The sequence below is a fragment of the Bradyrhizobium sp. UNPA324 genome (assembly GCF_006658635.1).
Lineage (GTDB): Bacteria > Pseudomonadota > Alphaproteobacteria > Rhizobiales > Xanthobacteraceae > Bradyrhizobium > Bradyrhizobium nanningense.
In genome coordinates, this window is the sequence record NZ_LFJD01000004.1 from 2,789,870 (window position 1) to 2,809,498 (window position 19,629).

The 19,629-nt window shown below is 64.1% G+C and carries 17 protein-coding genes; 7 read left to right on the top strand and 10 right to left on the bottom strand.

Going from position 1 to position 19,629, the window contains the following annotated elements; translation table 11 throughout:
* Window positions 1–143 precede the first annotated feature (143 nt).
* Window positions 144–830: a DUF2848 domain-containing protein gene (locus tag UNPA324_RS13600; protein ID WP_141934887.1), complete on the bottom strand. Its 687-nt coding sequence runs from the start codon at window positions 828–830 to the stop codon at window positions 144–146.
* Window positions 823–2,172 (bottom strand): amidase, encoded by a 1,350-nt coding sequence (locus tag UNPA324_RS13605; protein WP_141934888.1) that lies wholly within the window; start codon window positions 2,170–2,172, stop codon window positions 823–825. Before UNPA324_RS13605 ends, UNPA324_RS13600 begins: the two co-directional genes overlap by 8 nt.
* Before the next feature lie 178 nt (window positions 2,173–2,350).
* Between UNPA324_RS13605 and UNPA324_RS13610 the strand changes: the two genes are divergently transcribed.
* The 4 genes from UNPA324_RS13610 to UNPA324_RS13625 all read left to right on the top strand — a co-directional run bounded on the left by UNPA324_RS13610 (window position 2,351) and on the right by UNPA324_RS13625 (window position 6,178).
* On the top strand, window positions 2,351–2,764 hold the full coding sequence (locus tag UNPA324_RS13610; protein WP_128917044.1) for a Zn-ribbon domain-containing OB-fold protein: 414 nt from the start codon (window positions 2,351–2,353) through the stop codon (window positions 2,762–2,764).
* Between the two features lie 4 nt (window positions 2,765–2,768).
* Entirely contained in the window at window positions 2,769–3,908 is a 1,140-nt protein-coding gene (locus tag UNPA324_RS13615; RefSeq protein ID WP_128917043.1) for a thiolase C-terminal domain-containing protein, read from the top strand.
* Between the two features lie 126 nt (window positions 3,909–4,034).
* Complete coding sequence (locus tag UNPA324_RS13620) at window positions 4,035–4,949, top strand: SDR family oxidoreductase (protein ID WP_128917042.1); 915 nt, start codon at window positions 4,035–4,037, stop codon at window positions 4,947–4,949.
* 116 nt (window positions 4,950–5,065) lie between these two features.
* The gene (locus UNPA324_RS13625; RefSeq protein WP_128917041.1) at window positions 5,066–6,178 is read left to right on the top strand and encodes an SMP-30/gluconolactonase/LRE family protein; all 1,113 of its coding nucleotides are present in this window, start codon (window positions 5,066–5,068) and stop codon (window positions 6,176–6,178) included.
* 131 nt (window positions 6,179–6,309) lie between these two features.
* Here the strand turns inward: UNPA324_RS13625 and ppc are convergent, their stop codons facing one another.
* The 3 genes from ppc to UNPA324_RS13640 form a co-directional block, all read right to left on the bottom strand.
* The gene (ppc, locus tag UNPA324_RS13630; RefSeq protein WP_141934889.1) at window positions 6,310–9,108 is read right to left on the bottom strand and encodes a phosphoenolpyruvate carboxylase; all 2,799 of its coding nucleotides are present in this window, start codon (window positions 9,106–9,108) and stop codon (window positions 6,310–6,312) included.
* A 385-nt stretch (window positions 9,109–9,493) separates the two neighbouring features.
* On the bottom strand, window positions 9,494–10,018 hold the full coding sequence (locus UNPA324_RS13635) for a DUF8737 domain-containing protein (protein ID WP_128917039.1): 525 nt from the start codon (window positions 10,016–10,018) through the stop codon (window positions 9,494–9,496).
* 14 nt (window positions 10,019–10,032) lie between these two features.
* Window positions 10,033–10,386 carry a hypothetical protein gene (locus UNPA324_RS13640; protein WP_181769390.1) on the bottom strand — a complete coding sequence of 118 codons (354 nt, stop codon included), beginning with the start codon at window positions 10,384–10,386 and terminating at the stop codon, window positions 10,033–10,035.
* 179 nt (window positions 10,387–10,565) lie between these two features.
* On the opposite strand from UNPA324_RS13640, the gene UNPA324_RS13645 reads away from it, so the two are divergent.
* The gene (locus UNPA324_RS13645; RefSeq protein ID WP_128917038.1) at window positions 10,566–11,480 is read left to right on the top strand and encodes a LysR substrate-binding domain-containing protein; all 915 of its coding nucleotides are present in this window, start codon (window positions 10,566–10,568) and stop codon (window positions 11,478–11,480) included.
* Window positions 11,481–11,818: 338 nt separating this feature from the next.
* On the opposite strand, the gene UNPA324_RS13655 is transcribed toward UNPA324_RS13645, so the two are convergent.
* From UNPA324_RS13655 to UNPA324_RS13675, 5 genes are all read right to left on the bottom strand, one after another.
* Entirely contained in the window at window positions 11,819–12,382 is a 564-nt protein-coding gene (locus UNPA324_RS13655; protein ID WP_141934891.1) for a hemerythrin domain-containing protein, read from the bottom strand.
* A gap of 189 nt (window positions 12,383–12,571) precedes the next feature.
* The gene (locus UNPA324_RS13660; protein ID WP_141934892.1) at window positions 12,572–13,624 is read right to left on the bottom strand and encodes a medium chain dehydrogenase/reductase family protein; all 1,053 of its coding nucleotides are present in this window, start codon (window positions 13,622–13,624) and stop codon (window positions 12,572–12,574) included.
* Window positions 13,625–13,813: 189 nt separating this feature from the next.
* Complete coding sequence (locus UNPA324_RS13665; RefSeq protein WP_141934893.1) at window positions 13,814–14,218, bottom strand: YccF domain-containing protein; 405 nt, start codon at window positions 14,216–14,218, stop codon at window positions 13,814–13,816.
* 75 nt (window positions 14,219–14,293) lie between these two features.
* Window positions 14,294–15,838, bottom strand: a complete 1,545-nt coding sequence (locus UNPA324_RS13670) for an acyl-CoA synthetase (protein ID WP_128917033.1) — start codon at window positions 15,836–15,838, stop codon at window positions 14,294–14,296.
* A gap of 108 nt (window positions 15,839–15,946) precedes the next feature.
* A complete protein-coding gene (locus UNPA324_RS13675; protein WP_128917032.1) occupies window positions 15,947–16,756 on the bottom strand; it encodes a crotonase/enoyl-CoA hydratase family protein in 810 nt (269 codons plus the stop codon).
* Window positions 16,757–16,862: 106 nt separating this feature from the next.
* Between UNPA324_RS13675 and UNPA324_RS13680 the strand changes: the two genes are divergently transcribed.
* Both UNPA324_RS13680 and UNPA324_RS13685 read left to right on the top strand, forming a co-directional pair.
* Entirely contained in the window at window positions 16,863–17,735 is an 873-nt protein-coding gene (locus UNPA324_RS13680) for an SDR family oxidoreductase (RefSeq protein WP_141934894.1), read from the top strand.
* Window positions 17,736–18,005: 270 nt separating this feature from the next.
* On the top strand, window positions 18,006–19,583 hold the full coding sequence (locus UNPA324_RS13685; protein ID WP_141934895.1) for a fatty acid--CoA ligase: 1,578 nt from the start codon (window positions 18,006–18,008) through the stop codon (window positions 19,581–19,583).
* Window positions 19,584–19,629: the final 46 nt, after the last annotated feature.

The window sequence follows — 19,629 nt, forward strand, 5'->3', positions numbered from 1 at the left end:
CAGTCCGACGTTCGCGCCGCCACCCGATTTCCGACGATTATCTCCCCGTCATTGCGAGCGCAGCGAAGCAATCCAGAATCCCTCGGCGGAACCAGCCTGGATTGCTGCGTCGCAAGGGCTCCTCGCAATGACGCGGAGAGAGCTCAGCCCCGCACTGGCAGCGTCACCACGTCATAGCCGTGCCTGATCGTCCGCTTCAGCACCGGATCTTCAAGCTCGAAGTCAAAGCGGTCGGCGGGGCAGATGCCGCCTTTGGCGGCGAAGGTGCCGCCGAACATGGCGCAGCCGTCGGGCAGCTTCCCGCCGGGGAAACCACGCGCGATGAGGTCGGCGACCGGTAACATCGCGTCCAGCGTGCCTTCCTGGTAGAGCATGCGCTCGCCCTTGATCGTGGCGTAGGAGCGCAGGATCATCTTGTCCCAATGGCCGATGACGTCCTCGAGCTTCCACAGCGTGGAGGCGATCGGCTTGTCGCACATCTGCTTGGATACGGTGACGCTATAAGCCTCGACCTTGCGGTCGGTGTGGTCGGAGCCGCAACCGACGAAGATGCGGCCCTGCCAGCCGATCAGGACGAACTCGACCTCGCCGCTCGAATCGCCGCCGGTGCATTCGATGCTGTCTTCCTGCGTCAGCCGCCGCGCCGAGGCGCGGTAATAGATCGGCGTCGAGGCCGGCGGGGCGATGCCCATCTCCTGCAGCTCTTTGATGTGCTTGTCGCGCGCGACGGGATCCCGGCCGGTCCAGCCGGCGATGACCATCTGGTCGATCGCCAGCGTCAGCGGCGTGTTGGTACCCTGGGCGTCGACGGTGAAAGTGAGGTCAAACACGAATGACGGCCTCCATGCCGGCAGCAAGCTCGAAGATACGGCGGTCCGAGCCGCCCGCGCCTGCCAGCATCAGGCCGACGGGAACGTCGCCCTGGCGATGCGCAGGGAGCGAGATGGCGCAGCCGTCGATCATGTTGATCAAGGTGCAGTTGCGCAGCGCGCGCAGGTTCTGCGTGGTGAATGCCTTGTCGTCGGCGAGATCTGCGATCTTCGGCGGCGTGTTCGCCGTGGTCGGCAGCACCAGCGCGTCATAGGACGCGATGCGTGCATTGACGCGGGCGATCAGCGAGCGGCGCTCGTTGAGGAGATCGATGTAGTCGGCCGCGCTCTGCGCCTCGCCGCGCATGATCCGCACGGAGACGCGGGGGTCGTAGACATCCCCCTTGGACGTGATGAGATAGCGATGCCAGGCATAGCTCTCGGACGCGGCAAAGCCGCCCTTGGCATTCATCGGGCCGATGTCGTGGAATTCGGCCATCTCGATGCGCTCGATAATGGCGCCATGATCGGCGAGCGATTTCAAGGCGCGTTCAAAGGTCTCAGCGACCGGTGCGTCGAGATCGTCGAGCGCGATCGTGGTCGGCACTGCCAGCCGCATGCCCTTCACGGGGCGTGGCTTCAGCAGGGCGATCGGCTCGTTCGCGAGGACGGCATCGAGAATGGCACAGCAGCCGACCGATCGCGCCAAGGGCCCGATGCTGTCGAGCGAGAACGACAGCGGCACCGAGCCGTCGAGCGGCACCCGCCGCTGCGTCGGCTTGTAGCCGACGATGCCGTTATAGGCCGCCGGAATCCGGCAGGAGCCGCCGGTGTCGGTGCCGAGCGCACCGTGTGCCATGCCGTCGAGCACGGACACCGCCGCGCCTGAGGACGAACCGCCGGGCACGTGCCCCTCGGCCCGGTTCCAGGCCCCCTTCGGCGTGCCGTAGTGTGGATTGATACCGATGCCGGAATAGGCGAACTCGGTCATGTTGGTGCGGCCGATCACGACGAAGCCGGCCTTGCGCAGCCGCGCCACCGTCGCCGCATCCTGCTCGGCCGGCGGGGAATCGTCGAGGGCACGGGAGCCGGCGCGCGTCACCTGGCCCTTGATGGCGAAGAGATCCTTGATCGAGACGGGAATGCCGGCATAGCGCGACGGCGCCGCCTTGACCTTGCGCAGGCCGTCCATCGCGTCCGCCGCCGCGAGCGCGGCGTCCTTGTCGACATGGAGGAAAGTGCGCCGGCCTTCGCCTGAGGGATCGGCGATCCTGGCGATGCACGCCTCGACCAGCTTGCGGGCGGTGGTGCGGCCGCTTTCGAGGTCCTCGGCGAGTTTCGCCAGTGTCGGAAAATCGGGCATGTCTGTCTCACGGAATATTGGCGCGCGCAATCTATAGCGCTGCCTCAGTTCGACACAAGCATTGTGCGCATGATGGCATGCATGCGTATTGCTGGACCGTTGACGCACCATGGTCGATTGTCGCATCAAGATCGAAACAGGCGGGCGCAAAGCCTGTCTCTTGGGAGGAGCCGCCAATATGGCCGAACCGCAGCGCGCGCGACCGAAACCGACGCCGGAGACCCAGCATTTCTGGGACGGCACCAAAGCCGGCGAATTGCGCCTGCAGCGCTGCGACGCCTGCGCGCATGTCTACTTCCCGCCGCGCCCGTTCTGCCCGTCCTGCGCCTCGCGCAAGGTCAGCGTCTTCAAGGCGAGCGGCAAGGGCTTTCTCTACAGCTACGTGATCAACCACCGGCCGGCCGCGCCAGGCTTCACGCCGCCTTACGCGATCGCCGTGGTTGAGCTGGCCGAAGGCCCGCGGATGATGAGCAACATCATCGACTGCCCGCAGACGCCGGAGGCGCTCGAGCTCGACATGAAGCTCGAGGTCGCCTTCCAGGCGCTCGACGACAAGATCACCCTCCCCGTGTTTCGTCCGGCGAAGGGGTAAGGCCATGCGCAGGAATCAGGTTGCCGTCGTGGGCGCGGCCGAGACCACCGAGCTCGGAATCATCCCCAACGCCTCGCAGCTCCAGCTGCACGCGGACGCCGCACTCAATGCCATCGCCGATGCCGGGCTGAAGCTGTCCGACATCGACGGCTTTGCCACCGCGGTCGAAACGCCGCAGCAGGTCTGCCACTATCTCGGCATCAAGCCGACCTGGGTGGATGGCACCTCGGTCGGCGGCTGCTCGTTCATGCTGCACGTCCGTCATGCCGCGGCCGCGATCGAAGCCGGTCTCTGCAAGACCGTGCTGATCACGCATGCCGAGAGCGGCAAGTCGATGATCGGCAAGGCGCCGCGCTCGATCCCCGCCGATAGCCTGCAAGGCCAATTCGAAGCGCCGTTCGGCGTCTACGGCCCGCCCAGCATGTTCCCGATCCCCGTGCTGCGCTTCATGAAGACCTACGGCATCACCCACGAGCAGCTGGCTTCGGTGGCGGTGGTGCAGCGGGAATGGGCGGCGAAGAATCCGCGTGCGATGATGAAGGACCCGATCACCGTCGCCGACGTCCTCAACTCGCGCATGATCGCCTATCCGTTCCGGCTGTTGCAGTGCTGCCTCGTCACCGACGGCGGTGGCGCGCTGATCCTGACCTCGGCCGACCGCGCCAAGGACTTTCCGCGCAAGCCCGTCTACATCATGGGCACCGGCGAGAGCGTGGAGACGCCGATGGTCAGCCAGATGGAGACCTTCAACTCCTCGCGCGCGTTCAAGACCGCGGGGCCGCTGGCTTTCAAGGAAGCCGGCATCGCGCACAAGGACGTCGATCATCTCATGATCTACGACGCCTTTGCGCATCTGCCGCTGTTCGGCCTCGGCGATCTCGGTTTCATGCCGCATGAGGAGACCGGAAAGTTCATCGCGGACGGCAACACGCGGCCTGGGGCTAAGCTCCCGCTCAACACCAATGGCGGCGGCCTCTCCTACATGCATTCGGGCATGTACGGCATGTATGCGCTGCAGGAGAGCGTGCGCCAGATGCGCGGCATCGCGCCGGCGCAGGTGCCGAACGCGAAGATTTCGGTGTGCCACGGCGTCGGCGGCATGTTCGCCGCGAGCGGCACGATCGTGTTTACGAACGAGAGGTAATTTCTCGTCGTTCCGGGATGGTCCGAAGGACCAGACCTCAGGTGCGCAATTGCGCACCGGGGAACCTCGAGATTCCGGGTTCGTGCTGCGCACGCCCCGGAATGACAGAGACAACAGGAGGCACCCATGAGCAAATCACTGCAGGACAAGGTCATCATCGTCACCGGCGCAGGCCGCGGCATCGGGCGCGAGATCGCGCTCTTGTGTGCGGCGGAAGGCGCCAAGGTCGTCGTCAACGATCCCGGTGGGGCCGCCGACGGCGCCGGCGCGAACGCGGCTCCGGCTGAGGAGGTGGTCGAGGAGATCAAGAAGCGTGGCGGCACCGCGGTTGCGAACTTCGAGTCGGTGGCGGAAGCGATCCCCGCCAGCAAGATCGTGAAGACCGCGACCGATCATTTCGGCCGGCTCGACGGCGTCGTCAACAATGCCGGCATTTTGCGCGACATGATCTTCCACAAGATGAGCGTGGAGGCGTTCGAGGCCGTCATCAAGGTGCATCTGATGGGCTCGTTCTACGTCAGCCACGCCGCGGCGCGCATCTTCCGCGAGCAGGAGAGCGGCTCCTTCGTGCACTTCACCTCGACCTCCGGCCTGATCGGCAACTTTGGACAAGCCAACTACGCCGCCGCCAAGCTCGGCATCGTCGGGCTCTCCAAGTCCATTGCGCTCGACATGGGCCGCTTCAACGTCCGCTCCAACTGCGTCTCGCCGTTCGCCTGGACGCGCATGATCGGCACCATCCCGACCGAGACCGAAGCCGAAAAGGCGCGGGTCGAGAAGATCAAGCAGATGGGCCCGGAGAAGATCGCGCCGCTCTGCGGCTATCTGATCTCCGATGCCGCCAAGGACGTCACCGGACAGATTTTCGGCGTGCGCATGAACGAGATCTTCCTGTTCAGCCAGAACAGGCCGATCCGCTCGGTGCAGCGGAGCGAAGGCTGGACGCCGCAGTCGATCGCAGAACACGGCATGCCGGCGCTGAAGGGCTCGTTCTACAAGCTCGACCGCTCTGCCGACATCTTCACCTGGGATCCCGTCTAGACGGATTTCCGGCATCCCTGCCCTGCGATCTCTGGCTATGTTGTCCAGAGATCGCCCCGCTTTACGCCTGATTGCGGGCGAATGGTGCCCTCCCAACACAATCTTGGGAGGAAACCATGACAAGAATACTGACCGACTCCGACGACACGACTGCAGGCGGCGGCCTCGACCGCCGCACGTTGCTCCAAGGCGCAGCGACACTCGCCGCGTCGACACTGCTCGCCTCCAATGCCGACGCCCGCGACTTCGGCGCCAATGCCGAGCCGCAGCGCTATCCCGACCCCGACATCGTCGTTATCGACCCCAAGCGCTTCAAGGCCAAGGTCGGCAACACCGCGATCAAGCGGCTCTACACCGGCTGCCTGTGGGCTGAAGGACCGGCGTGGAACGCGCAGGGACAATATCTCGTCTGGAGCGACATCCCCGCCAACCGACAGCTGCGCTATCTCGACGATGACGGCCATATCTCCGAGCAGTTCCACAAGCCGTCGAACGAGGCCAACGGCAACTCGTTCGACACCGAGGGCCGCCAGATCAGCGCCGAGCGCACCCGCCTCGTCCGCTACGAGCACGACGGTTCGGTGACGGCGCTGGCCGAGCAGGCCAATGGCAAGCCGCTCAACGGGCCGAACGACATGGTCGCGCATCCCAACGACAAGTCGATCTGGTTCACCGATCCCGGCTATGGCGCGATCAGCATCTATGAAGGCAAGCTCGCCAATACCGGCTCGCTGCAGCCCCACCAGAAGGAGGCCGTCTATCGTCTCGACACGCAATCGGGACAGCTCGCCAAGGTCGCCGACGAGCCGTTCAAGCCGAACGGCATCGCCTTCTCCCACGACTACAAGAAGCTTTATGTCTGCGACACCGGCATCACGCATTATCCTGAAGCCAAGAACGTGGTGTGGTCCTACGACATCGACGGGGCCAAGCTGTCGAATCCGAAGAAGCTGATCGACATGACGCTCGACGGCAAGTCGGGCTTCCCGGATGGCCTCCGCGTCGACACCGAGGGCAACATCTGGGTCGGCGCTGGCTGGGTCGGTCCCGGCTATGACGGCGTGCAGGTATTCGCACCTAACGACGGCGCGCGCATCGGCCAGATCCTGTTGCCCGAGACCTGTGCCAACGTCTGCTTCGGCGGCAAGAAGCGCAACCGCCTGTTCATGACCGCGAGCCAGTCGCTCTATGCGGTCTATGTCGAGACGCAGGGCGCGCATTTCTGTTGAGGCGCCCACTGCATCACCACGCGTCATGGCCGGGCTTGTCCCGGCCATCCACGCCTTCGCGTGGCATGAAGAACGTGGATGCCCGGGACAAGCCCGGGCATGACGGCGGAGTGTATGGCCACAGCGACGCCCTACCCCGTATTCCGCAAGCCCGCCGAGATGCCGTTGATGGTGAGCTGAATCCCGCGCAGCACCTGCTCGTCCGGGTTCTGGGCGCGGTGCTCCTTCAAGAGCTCGACCTGCACGTGATTGAGCGGATCGAGATAGGGGAAGCGATGGCGCACGGAGCGCTCCAGCAGCGGATTGCTCTGAAGCAACCGGTCCTGGCCCATGATGTCGAGCAACGTCTCGATGCAGGAATGCCATTCGCGGCGGATGCGGCCGAAGATCTTTTCGCGCAAGGCTTCGTCCGGCACCAGCTCGGCATAGCGCGAGGCGATCGCGATCGAGCTCTTCGCGAGCACCATGTCCATGTTCGACAGCAGCATGCGGAAGAACGGCCATTCCCTGTAGAGCTCTTTCAGGAACGGCATGCCTTTGTCGGGGTGCTCCGCGATCCATTGCTCGACCGCGCTGCCAAAACCGTACCAGCCCGGCAGCATCAACCGGCACTGCGCCCAGGAGAACACCCAGGGGATGGCGCGCAGATCCTCGATCGCGCGGGTTTTCTTGCGGGAGGCCGGACGGCTGCCGATGTTCAGCGTCGCGATCTCGTTGATGACGGTCGAGGACCAGAAGTATTCGACGAACCCTTCGGTCTCGTAGACGAGGCCGCGATAGGCTTTGAAGGCGAGGTTCGACAATTCGTCCATCGCGGTCAAGTATTCTCGGCGCGGCGCGCTCTGGCGCGGATGCAGCAGGCTTGCCTCCAGCGTAGCGGCGGCGAGGATCTCCAGATTGTTGCGGCCGACCTCGGCGTTGGAATATTTCGACGAGATGATCTCGCCCTGCTCGGTGATGCGGATCTGGCCGTTCACTGCGCCGCCGGGCTGCGCGATGATCGCGTCATAGCTCGGCCCGCCGCCGCGGCCGACCGAGCCGCCGCGGCCGTGGAACAGGCGCAGCCGCACGTGATGGCGCTCGAACACCTCGACGAGATTGATCTCGGCCTTGTAGAGCTCCCAGCCCGAGGTGACGAAGCCGCCGTCCTTGTTCGAGTCGGAATAGCCGAGCATGACCTCCTGCACGCTGCCGCGGCTGTCGACAAGACGCCGGTAATCGTGCAGCGACAGCATGCGGTCCATGATGCCGGATGAGGCCTGCAGATCCTCGATGGTCTCGAACAGCGGCACGATGTTGATGGCGCTGCGCCCGGAGGGATGGACGAGGCCGACCTCCTTCAAGAGCACCGCGACCTCGAGCATGTCGGACATGCCCTTGCACATCGAGATGATGCATTGGGGAATGGCGTCCGAGCCGAACTTCGCATGCGCTTCGGCTGCGGCATGGAAGACGTTGAGCTCGCCCATGGTCTCGTCGCTGTACTTGACGAAGGGCGACACCAGCGCGCGCGTCGAGCGCAGCTCGTTCGTCAGCAGCGAGATGCGGGCCTCCTCGCCGAGCGCGAGATAGGACATGCCGGGGTTGGCGGCATCCATCAGCTCGGCGATGGTGCGTTCGTGCACCGCGGAGTTCTGGCGGATGTCGAGCCGGGCGAGGTGAAAGCCGAAACAGTCCACCGCGCGCCGGAGCAGCCGCAGCCGGCCGCGGGCGATGACTCGGGCGTTGTTGGAGATCAGCGAGCGGTGCAGCACGTCGAGATCGGCCTGCAGCTCCTTCACGCTCGCATAAGGCGCACCCTTGCCGACCGGCCGGCGCGTGATCTCGACCTCGAGCTTTTCGGCCGTCGCGGTCAGGCGCGCATAGATGCCGGAGACGGCCAGACGATAGGGCTCGCCGCTTCGGTGCGGCGAGGTGTCCGGCGAGCGTTCCGCCAGGTTGCGCAGCTCCTCGGAGACGTCGGCGAGATGCGCCGCGATCGACAATTCCGAGCCGAGCACGTGCAGCTCTTCCAGATAGAACTGCATCACCCGGCTCGACTGCAGCCGCAGCGTGCCGCGCATCACGTCGGCGGTGACGAAGGGATTGCCGTCGCGGTCGCCCCCGATCCAGCTGCCCATGCGCAGGAATGAAGCGAGGTCGCCGGCCGCCTGCTCGCCGCCCTCCTCCAGCCGGTCTTCCAGCGCGTTGACGAGGCGCGGCACCTCGCGCAGGAAGGTGTAATCGTAGAACGACAGGCCGTTGGCGACCTCGTCGAGCACGGTGAGCTTGGTCCGGCGCAAGAGATTGGTCTGCCACAGCGTCAGCACCTCGCGGCGAAGCTGCTCGTCGCTGGCATCAGCCTCCTCGGCGGTGAGCGCGACGCGCTCGCGGCGGTCGAGCAGGTGCGCGACCTCCATTTCGCGGTCCATGGTGCTCTTGCGGCGCACCTCGGTCGGATGCGCGGTCAGGACCGGGCTCACTAGCGCCGTCCTGAAGAAGCTGCGCAGCGCGTCGGGGCCGATGCCCGCTGCCTTGGCGTGGGCGAGCGTTTCCGCCAGCACGCCCGAGCCGCCGGTCTTGCCCGCGCTGCGGGCGCGCATCTGGCGAATGTTGTTCTGGTCCTCGGCGATGTTGGCGAGATGAGAGAAATAGCTGAAGGCGCGGACGATCCGCACCGTCTCGGAGGTCGACATGCTGTCGAGGATCTGCTCGAGCTCGCGGCGGGCGAGCCGGTCCTCGTCGCGGTGGAACCGGATCGAGGTCTGCCGGATGCGCTCGACCAGGTCGAACACGTCGGCGCCCTCCTGATCGCGCACGGTGTCGCCGAGAATACGCCCGAGCAGGCGGATGTCGTCCCGCAGCCGCGCCTCCGCTTCCGTGGCCTGGACGTCCTCAGGGCGGTTGGCGCGTTGCTCAGCGCTGTCGGATGGTACGGTCTGGAGGGACATGGCTCGCTCCTTGGTTCGAGCTCGCTTGGATGCCCGGCAACCGAGTGTGCGATATTTTTCTGCCGCAGCGCAAGATGAAGTTGGGAGCGGTGCACACGGCGGCCGCTTGTGTCCCGGACGCGCCGCAACGCCCTAAAGCGTTGCGGCGCAGAGCCGGGACCCAGAAAGCCACATACCACGTCGCCGCAACATGGGCCCCGGCTCTGCAGCGCATCGCTGAAGGAGTGTTGCGCTGCGTCCGGGGCAGGAGAAATTCTCGTCCATCCGTATAGACATGTCTTCGCCTTCTCGCGGCGTCTTCCGCCCGAGTTTTGCTGTCCGTTTCGCCCCTCTCTCGAAACAAAGGGCGCGGGGAAGGCCGGGCGCCGGCTGGATACGAAGAGACTTAGGTGCGAGCCGGCGCGGGAGTCGCTGAGTGGTCTTCCGCTGGTCCGACCTTAAACAGAAGCAGAAAGATCAGAACGTGACTGACAAGTAGCAACGGGACGTAAAGCGCGGGGACGTAGATCCCTGCGCCCATCAGACCGGGATCTTTGAGCTGTGTTGCTCCCATATAGTATGCGTTCAGAAGATCGAGCGTGCCCCAGATATTGAAGACCCAGACGGCTGGAATGGCGATTGACCATCCCCGGGAAAGTGCCGCCATCGAGAAAAGGGCCAAAGCCGCGGCAATGAGATCGCCCCATCCGACCTGACTGGCGAAGTCCGGGTTCAATTCCGGCGACACAAATCCAGTCACCAGGAAATTCATTCCAAAGAATCTGAACGCATGAAAAGCCGCGAGCGATCGCAAAGCCTCGACTCGCGGCAAGCTACGCAGCCACGGCCAGACATAGATGTAACCGACCGCTGAACTTGTCAGGAAGGCGCCGACGACGCTCAGGACAAATGGCAGATTGATGGCGGGCATTCTCTGCCTCCTCGCTATTGCGGGCGTTCCGGACCGGCCAGAAGCAACCGAAGGGGCAGCAACGGACCGACTGCGATGTACTCGTGATCGACGAGGCCTTGCCGGGCCAGCGGCAGATCGTCCATGATCGCGTGCGCTTCCGCGACATCTCTGGTGTCGAGCAGGAAGACGGCACCGCGGCCATCGGCACGCGAGAACCATTCACGGATTTTCCCACCGACGTAGAGCTGCACGGTCTGTCGGACTTCAGCCGGCATCACCGCCATGACCTGTTCGCGTGTGACGTTGCCCTTCGCCGTCAGGATAACCATCACTCCAGTTGTTACGGGCGATACGTTTTGTGTTTGGGCAATGGATGCTTCAGTCATGGCAAGGGCTCCTATGAGAATGAAGGTGATGGTGAGGGCGGCGTTCCGGACTGGCGTCATCGTTCTCAAGCTCCGACTCTGGCGTCAGGCATCGAAGTCACCCGCCAGTGCATCTCGTTCTGCAACTGAACTTAAGAAAGCTTTGCTCGCTGCACTATCCGCTATAAAGTGGACAAGCCATGAAGCAGAACTTCACAATGAAGCAGGGCGCGATCGATGGTGTGGAGGCATTCCTCAGCGTTGCCCGGCACCGCAGCTTTCGAAAGGCGGCCGCTGAGCTGGGCATCACCCCATCGGCGATGAGCCAGGCGGTGCGCGCGCTCGAGGCGCGCATGGGCGTTGTCCTTTTCGTTCGCACAACGCGCAGTGTCGGCCTCACGCAAGCCGGCGAGCAATTCCTGTCCCGCGCCAGACCAGCTTTTGAAGAGCTCGTCGCGGCCGGGGCTGCCGTGCGTGAACTCGGGCAACGTCCCGTCGGGCTTTTGCGGCTCGCCGTTCCCAGAGCGGTCGTTCCGCTGATCCTGCAGCCGGTCATCCTCTCATTCTGCAAGGCTTATCCCGGGATCGAAGTGGAGATCGCCGCAAGCGAGGAGCGAGTTGATCTCGCCGCCGGAGGATTTGACGCCGGCATCCGGATGGGTCAGTTCATCGATGCCGACATGATTGTGGTCAGGCTCTCTCAGCCCTTTCCGTTCGTCGTTGTCGGGAGCCCCGACTATCTGCGCACGCGGACACGACCGAAGCTTGTCGATGACTTACGGGGCCATGCCTGCCTGCGTCTGCGCCGGCCGAACGGATCAGTCGTGCCGTGGTCGTTTCTCGATGGCAACAGGACTATTGAGGCAGTCGTCTCGGGTCCGCTCGTCGCACACGATTATCCGACACTGATCGAAGCGGCAGTGGAGGGTTTGGGACTCGCGCAGGTGCCAGGCCCACCTGTTAAGGCTCATATCTCGGAGGGTCGATTGCAGGCGGTGTTGACACGCTTTGCCACGACAACGCCGGGCCTTTTTCTCTATTATCCGAGCAAGCGCCAGATCTTGCCGAAACTGCGCGCTTTCATCGACCATCACGCCAAGTCTCGGCGCCGTTGATGCCTGCAGTCATTCGGCCGCCCTGTTCGCACAGCTCAATGTCGAGAACAGCTTCAACAAGAGCTATTGGGCGACAGCCGACGGCAACAACAACATTTCGCCAGACCAGGGCCGAACGGTCCGCGTCAGTGCACGAGCGCGGTTTTAAACCGGCGGACGGACAACAGCCCTGCCGCCGGCGGCCGACATCGATCGTCGCTTCGGGTCACGAACGGAACGCTTGAATGGGCACCGGATGACAAATTGTAGCAGCCACCGTCCGGCAACATAGGCAGCAGGCTTGTCCAACTGGAGTGGCAGCAAGGGTCGCGGTCAAGCTGCCAGCCTCGAACGCGCTTCTAATGCCGTTCGACTTCGGACTCTTTCTCCATCTGCACGATGCGCGCTCGTAATGCGTCGAAGATTTCTTCGGCAGCATCGCTAAACAGCGGATCCTCATGACTTGTTGAGGCAGAAGCGATCTCAGTCCAATCCGAAGGCGTTAAAACCTTGAGGGCGGCGGGGAAGAAGTCGCGGTCTTCGATCATGATGTGACGCCGCTCGCTCTCTATGAAATCGTGAATGATGTTCTCCACATCTTGCCGAAGAATCTCCCGATCCGCCAGAACGGCGTCGATCGCCTGAACGACGCGGCGCAAACGCTGCGCCCCTTTTTGGTGCTCAAGCGTCAGATCGCCGACCCTTGCCGCCGCAGCTGGATCTCGAAGCTTTAGCTTGGCAAAGACCAATTCTTCTTGGGGATGATGATACAGCTCCGGATAGAGCTCGAAGTAGCTGACAATCGCGCGGATGACCTCGTAGTCGGGGTGGTCCCCGCGATCGAAAATCTCAAGCTCACGCTCAAGCACAGCGAGCAACGTCTCAATGTTGCGGTGTTCGCGAGATAGACGCTCAATGATCATTGCGGGCCTCCAATGAACCATTGAAGTAAATCGTCAAATGCTATCTCGAAAGCGGTCTCAATTGCTTGCGCTAGATCAAGGGAGCGGTCCCCGCCTTATCGGGAACGGCATCCTGCTTTTTCAAGGGTCGAACCAGCCGCGGACCGCGGCAAGATCGAATAGATCTGACGCCTTAGCAGGTTCCGACATCTACGCCGTGAGCCCGCGTTCTCGTTGATCTCGCGACGGAAGATCCGGGCACAGCACGATCTTTCCTTCCAGGCCGCCCGCTTCCAGGCGCCGGTGCGCCTCAGCAACTTCAGCGAAAGAGATTCGCTCGGCAACGCGTGGCCGAATGGCGCGAGCCGCCAACAGTTCGAAGAGCCGCGCCAGATCCTCCCGGAACCAGGCCGGGTGTCGCGCCCGCATCAAATTGATCGAGTAGAAGTAGACCCGCTTGCCGCCGGGCAACCACCCCAACACATACAGGCGCGCCGTCCACGTCAAGATGCTGAACAGGTTACGGCGCGCCTGTACGCCCGCCGTGTAGCCGTAGGCACAGAGCAGGCCGCCCCGCTTGAGTGCCGCCAACGAGCGGCGACAGCCGTCCTCTCCGATTCCGTCGAACACGACATCGAACCCACCTGGCACGATCTTCGTGAAGTCCTCGCGCTGGTAATCGATCGGCGTGCCGCCCAGTTTGCGCACCAACGCCGCGTGATCGCCACGCGCCGTGCCCCACAGCTCAAGCCCCGCCATCCTGCCGAGCGTGAGCAGCGCCTGGCCGACCGCGCCAGCCGCACCATGCACGAGCACGCGCTGCCCCGGCTTCACGTGGGCCGCGCGGTGCAGGAGTTGGTAGGCGGTCGTCCAGCTGAGGATCAAGGCGGCCGCCTCGGCCGCATCCACGCCTGGCGGCACGCGGGTCGCGTTCTCGGCCCGGAGGGTGCGGTAGGTGGCATTCGAGCCCACCACGGTCATGTCAGCCACTCGGTCGCCGGGCTTGAAGTCCGCCACGTTCGGTCCCAGCTGATCGATTTCCCCGACGACGTCGTAGCCCAGCACAAAAGGCGGCTTGAGAGTGATCGTTTGCGGATAAAGGTGCCGCCGGATCACCACATCGGTGTACACGATGCTCGACGCAAGCACGCGAACTCTTACCTCGCCGCGGCCAGCCGTCGGAAGAGGAGCGGCGACCACCTCCAAGACGTCAGGATCGCCGAAGCACCTGACCTGAACAACCCGATTGCGCAGCTCTCCCATCAGCGGACTTCCTTGCTTATGGGGCATTCCGCGGCCGCTCTGACCGTCCTCAATCACGCTAAATCATGGCTCGTAAGCCCGGCGTGGCATTGAGAGGGATCAATGCGTCAGCCCAGCTTCCTTTCTCGGCCCACGGGCTGAGCGATTTCCGGCTCCGCCGCCGGCCGCCGACGTAGATGGGTCCATGCCCTAGGCCGGCACGATCACCTTGCCGATCGGCCAGAGCGCGATCCCTGCGAGCTTGAGATGGGCCCAGGCGAAGGGAATGCCGATGATGGTGATCGCGAGCACCAGTGCGGTCACAAGGTGTCCGAGCGCCAGCCACCAGCCGGCCAGCACGAACCAGATGATGTTGCCGATCACCCCGAGCGGGCCGGTGCCGATGTCCTCAACACCGGTCACCTCGTAGCGGCTGACCGCCCGCGAGCCGAACGGCAGCAGCGTGTAGACGGCGATGTTGAAGGCCGCCCGCGCCCAGGGCAGGCCAAAGATGGTGATCGCCATGATGACCGCGGCGATCAGCCAACCGAACGCCATCCAGGCGCCGCCGATGAGGATCCAGAGGATGTTGAGGAGAATGGAAACGGGGGCCATGGGATGATCCGAGGGTTCAATGGTCCCGCCTATATAGGATCGAAATCTGTCTCTGCTAAGACGGCAAGGTAGCCCTCAAATTTTTCGCCCCGCCTGCTCCCAATAGGGATCGCGCAGGCGGCGCTTGAAGATCTTGCCGGAATCTTCGCGCGGTAGGCCGATGCGGATCTCGATGTGCTTGGGCACCTTGTAGTCGGCCAGATGCGCCTTCAGCGCGGCGCGGACGTCGGCTTCATCGAGCGTGACGCCGGCTTGCGGCTCGACCACAGCCATCAGCGCCTCGCCGAATTCGGCGTCGGGGATGCCGAACACCGCGCAATCATGCACGCCGGGCACGGCATGCAGCACGGATTCGATCTCGGCCGGGTAGATGTTGACGCCGCCTGATATCACCATGTCGCGCTTGCGATCGCAGATGAAGACGTAGCCGTCCGCGTCGATATAGCCGACATCGCCGGAGGTGATGAAGCCGTCGCGGTCGATCTCGGCGCGCTTCTCCGGCTTGTTGTGGTAGGTGAAATCGGCCAGCTCGGCCATGCGGGAATAGATCTCGCCGATCTCGCCCACACCCAGCACACGGCCGTCCTCGCCGAGGAAGCGCAGCTCGGCGCCGGGCGAGATTTTTCCCACCGTGCCGGGCTTCTTCAGCGCGTCTTCGGATGTCGCGAAGGTGACGGCGCTGGACTCGGTCGAGCCGTAGAATTCGTAGATCACCGGCCCCCACCATTCGATCATGGCGCGTTTGACGTCGGCCGGACACGGCGCGGCGGCGTGGATGACGTGGCGCAGCGAGGAAACGTCGTACCTCCTGCGCACCTTCTCCGGCAGCTTCATCAGGCGGATGAACATGGTCGGCACCATGAAGATGGTGTCGATTTTGTAGCGCTCGATCGCTTGCAGAAATTCTTCCGCCTCGAACCGCGGCATTAGCACCAATGCGCCGCCGAGCTTGCCGGCGCGGATGCCGAACGAGTTCGGCGCGGAGTGATAGAGCGGGCCCGGCAGCAATGCGCGGGCGCCGGGCTTGAGGCCGTAGATCATCGCGCGCATGCGCTCGCCGGCAGCCTGCTGCTCCGGCGTCGGCGCGTTGCGCCGCACGCCCTTGGGATGGCCCGTGGTGCCAGAGGTGTAGATCATGTTCATCGGCTGCGGCACGACCGGACCTTCATAGGGCTGAAATCGTGCGAGCCACAGTTCAAAGTCGATCGCAAAGTCCGGCGTCGTCAGATGATCCGGATCGATCTTGTAATTGGACAGGATCTCCGGCGGCGTCGGCACGCTGAGCACGGTGACGCCCTTCGGGATCGCATCGCGCAGCGCGTGCAGCATGTCGGCATGTCCGATCAGCACCGACGTGCCGGTGTCGCCAAGGATGTAGTTGATCTCCTCCGGCTTGAAGTGCCAGTTGATCGGCACGCCATAGGCACCCAGCCGCATCGCGGCATAGGCGGCTTCCAGGAAGGCGATGTCGTTGCGCATCAGCATGCAGACGCAATCGCCTGGCTTGACGCCGAGCTTGGCGAGGCCGGAAGCGATGCGATCGGCGCGGGCTGCGACTTCGGTGTGGGTGCGGCGACGGTTGCCGGAGACGATGCCGAGGAAGTCAGACGTTTCGCTCATTTTTGTTTTTCTTTGTTGTTGTGATCGTCGTTCCGGGATGGTCCGAAGGACCAGACCCGGAATCTCGAGGTTCCGGGTTCGGTCCCGCGGACCGCCCCGGAACGACAATCAATCCGCAAACTTCGGCGCGCGCTTCTCCAGATTGGCGCGCACCGCTTCGGTCTGGTTGGCGCTGCCGATCAGCTTCTGCTGCTCGACCGACTCGGCGAGCAGCGCTGGACCCGGATCGACCGAGAGATTGTTCAGCATCCGCTTGGCGGCGCGGATCGCATCGGGGCTTTTTCCCGCGATCTCGCGCGCGACGTCCAGCGCAGCCGCGCGCGGGTCGTCGCAGATGCGGGTGGCCAGACCATAAGTCATCGCCTCCTGCGCCGAGAAGATGCGGCCGGTGTAGGTGAGATCGCGCAGGATGTCGTCGCGCACGAGGCTCGCCAGGATCGGCGTGCCCGCCATATCAGGGACGAGGCCCCATTTGATCTCCATGATCGACATCCGCGCGTCCGCCGAGAGAAACCGCATGTCGGCGCCGAGCGAGAGCTGGAAGCCGCCGCCGAAGGCGACGCCGTGCACGGCCGCGATCACCGGCACAGGAAGCTGGCGCCAGCCCCATACCGCCTGTTGCGCAAAGTTCGCCTGGCCGTGCGTGCGCTTGGTGAGATCGCGATTTTCGCCACCCGGAATTCCGTTGCCGCCCTTCTCCTTCATGGCGGCAAAACGTCCCATGTCGAGCCCGGCGCAGAAGGCGCGGCCCTCTCCTGACAACACAACGGCGCGCAAGCCTTTCTCCTTCGAAAGCCGCTCGGTGGCGGCGACCAGCGCCTCGAACATGGCCTGATCCAGCGCGTTCATCTTGTCGGCGCGCACCAGGCGCACGTCGGCGACGCCTTCCGAGATCGAGATCGAGACGCGCTCTTCCATGGACGAATTCTCCCCTGTTCCTGACCGGTTGCCGCTTTACAGGACGCCGGCGGCCAGATTTAGTCAATCGACCAATTAACTGACAATCCCTACGGGGGAAACCACCATGTTCAAAGAAAATCTTCTGGCCGGCCGGCGCATTCTCGTGACCGGCGGCGGCACCGGTCTCGGCAAGTCGATGGCGGCGCGCTTCCTCGAGCTCGGCGCCGAGGTGCACATCTGCGGCCGCCGCAAGATCGTGTGCGATGAGACCGCGACCGAGCTGATGAATCTCTATGGCGGCCGCGTCACCAGCCACGGCGTCGACATCCGTAACGCGCTCGCGGTCGACGAGATGGTGGAGAACATCTTTCGCGACGGCGGTCTCACCGACCTCATCAACAACGCCGCCGGGAATTTCATCTCGCGCACCGAGGAGCTGTCGCCGCGCGGCTTCGATGCGGTCGCCAACATCGTCATGCACGGCACGTTCTACGTGACCCATGCGGTCGGCAAGCGCTGGATCGCGGACAAGCAACCCGGCAACGTCGTCTCGATCACCACGACCTGGGTGCGCAACGGCTCGCCTTACGTCGTGCCGTCGGCGATGAGCAAGTCGGCGATCCACGCCATGACGATGTCGCTCGCGGCCGAATGGGGCCGCTACGGCATCCGCCTCAACACCATCGCGCCCGGCGAAATTCCGACCGAGGGCATGAGCAAGCGCATCAAGCCCGGCGACGAGGCCGGCGCGCGCACCAAGGCGATGAACCCGATGGGCCGCGTCGGCACCATGGAGGAATTGCAGAACCTCGCGGTGTTCCTGATCTCCGGCGGCTGCGACTGGATCAACGGCGAGACCATCGCCATGGACGGCGCGCAGGCCCTCGCGATGGGCGGCAATTTCTACCAGCTCCGCGATTGGAGCGATGACGACTGGAAGACCGCGCGCGAGAGCATCATGGCGCAGAACGAGAAGGACCGCGCGAAGCGGGGGTGACGCGAGGGGGAGAAGTGTAAGGAGCTAACGCTTTCACCCCGCTCTCAACTGTCGTCCCCGCGAAGGCGGGGACCCATAACCACAGGGAGAAGTCGTGGCGTGGCCTGGTAACCACGAATCTTCGCAAAACTGCTCCCTGTGGTTATGGGTCCCGGATCGGCGCGCGCTTATGGCGCGTTTGTCCGGGACGACGGCGGGGCTCCCATCTTGTCTTCACTGGCGGATGACGCCAAACTCCGCGGCATAAAAACAAGACGCCACGGGAGAAACATGTCCACTCAGAAACTGGCCAACCTCGCCGACATGGTGCGCGAGCGCGCCAGGAGCCGCGGCAATGCCGTCGCCTACGAGTTCGAGGGCCGCCTCACCAGCTTTGCCGAATTCGACGTCAAGACCAATAAGGTCGCCAACGCGCTTCTTGCGATGGGCGTCAGACACGGCGATCGCATCGCCTATCTCGGCAAGAACAGCGATCTCTATTTCGAGCTGCTGATGGGCGCGATGAAGGCCGGCGTGGTGACCGCGCCAGTGAATTGGCGGCTCGCCGGGCCCGAGGTCGCCTTCATCGTCGAAGATTGCAAGGCGCCCGTGCTGTTCGTAGGACCCGAGTTCATCACCCTCATCCGCCAGATCAAGGACCAGCTGCCGGGCGTACGCAGCATCATCACCACCGAGGGCGGTGCGCCGGAATGGCAGGAATTTACGGCCTTGCGCGACGCGCAGAGCGGCGATGATCCCAGGGTGCCGATCGATGCCAAGGACATCGCAATCCAGCTCTACACGTCCGGCACCACGGGCAAGCCGAAGGGCGCGATGCTGAGCCACGCCAACTTCCTCAACCTGGTGCAGTCAGGCAATTCCGAGGACAAGCCGGAGTGGAACCGGTGGTCGACCGACGACGTATCGCTGGTCGCGATGCCGGTGTTCCACATCGGCGGCTCGGGCTGGGGCGTGATGGGCCTCTATCACGGTGCCCGCGGCGTGATCGCGCGCGAATTCGACCCGACCAAGGTCTTGGACCTCTTCGAGCAGTCGGGCATCACGAAACTGTTCATGGTGCCGGCCGCGATGCAATTCGTGGTGCGGCAGCCGCGCGCGAAGACGGTCGATTTCTCGCGGCTGAAATACATGCTGTATGGCGCCTCGCCCATACCGGCGGCGCTGCTGAAGGAATGCATCGAGGTCTTCAAGTGCGGCTTCGTGCAGCTGTACGGCATGACCGAGACCACCGGCACCATCGTCGCGCTGCCGCCGGAGGATCACGTCGAGGGGTTGGAGCGGATGCGCTCGGCCGGCAAGGCGCTGCCGGGCGTCGAGATCGCGATTTTGGACGTCGATGGCAAGCCACTGCCGCCGCGGCAGGTCGGCGAGATCGCGACACGCTCGGGCTCCAACATGGCCGGCTACTGGAATCTGCCGGAGGCGAGCGCTTCGACATTGCGCGGCGACGGCTGGCTGCGTACCGGCGATGCCGGTTACATGGACGAGGACGGCTACCTCTACATCCACGACCGCATCAAGGACATGATCATCTCCGGCGGCGAGAACATCTACCCCGCCGAGGTCGAGAGCGCGTTGTGCGATCATCCCGATGTCGCGGAAGCCGCCGTGATCGGCGTGCCCGATGACAAATGGGGCGAGGCGGTGAAGGCCGTCGTGGTGATGAAGCCCGGCAAGGAAGCGACCGCCACCGACATCATCAACTTCACCCGCACGCGCATCGCCGGCTACAAGACGCCGAAGAGCGTGGAGTTCCTGCCGGCGCTGCCGCGCAATCCGAGCGGCAAGATCCTGCGGCGGCAATTGCGGGAGCCGCATTGGGCCGGCAAGGATCGGCGGGTGAATTGATCAACGCTGTCGTCCCGGGGCGCGCGCAGCGCAAACCCGGGACCCA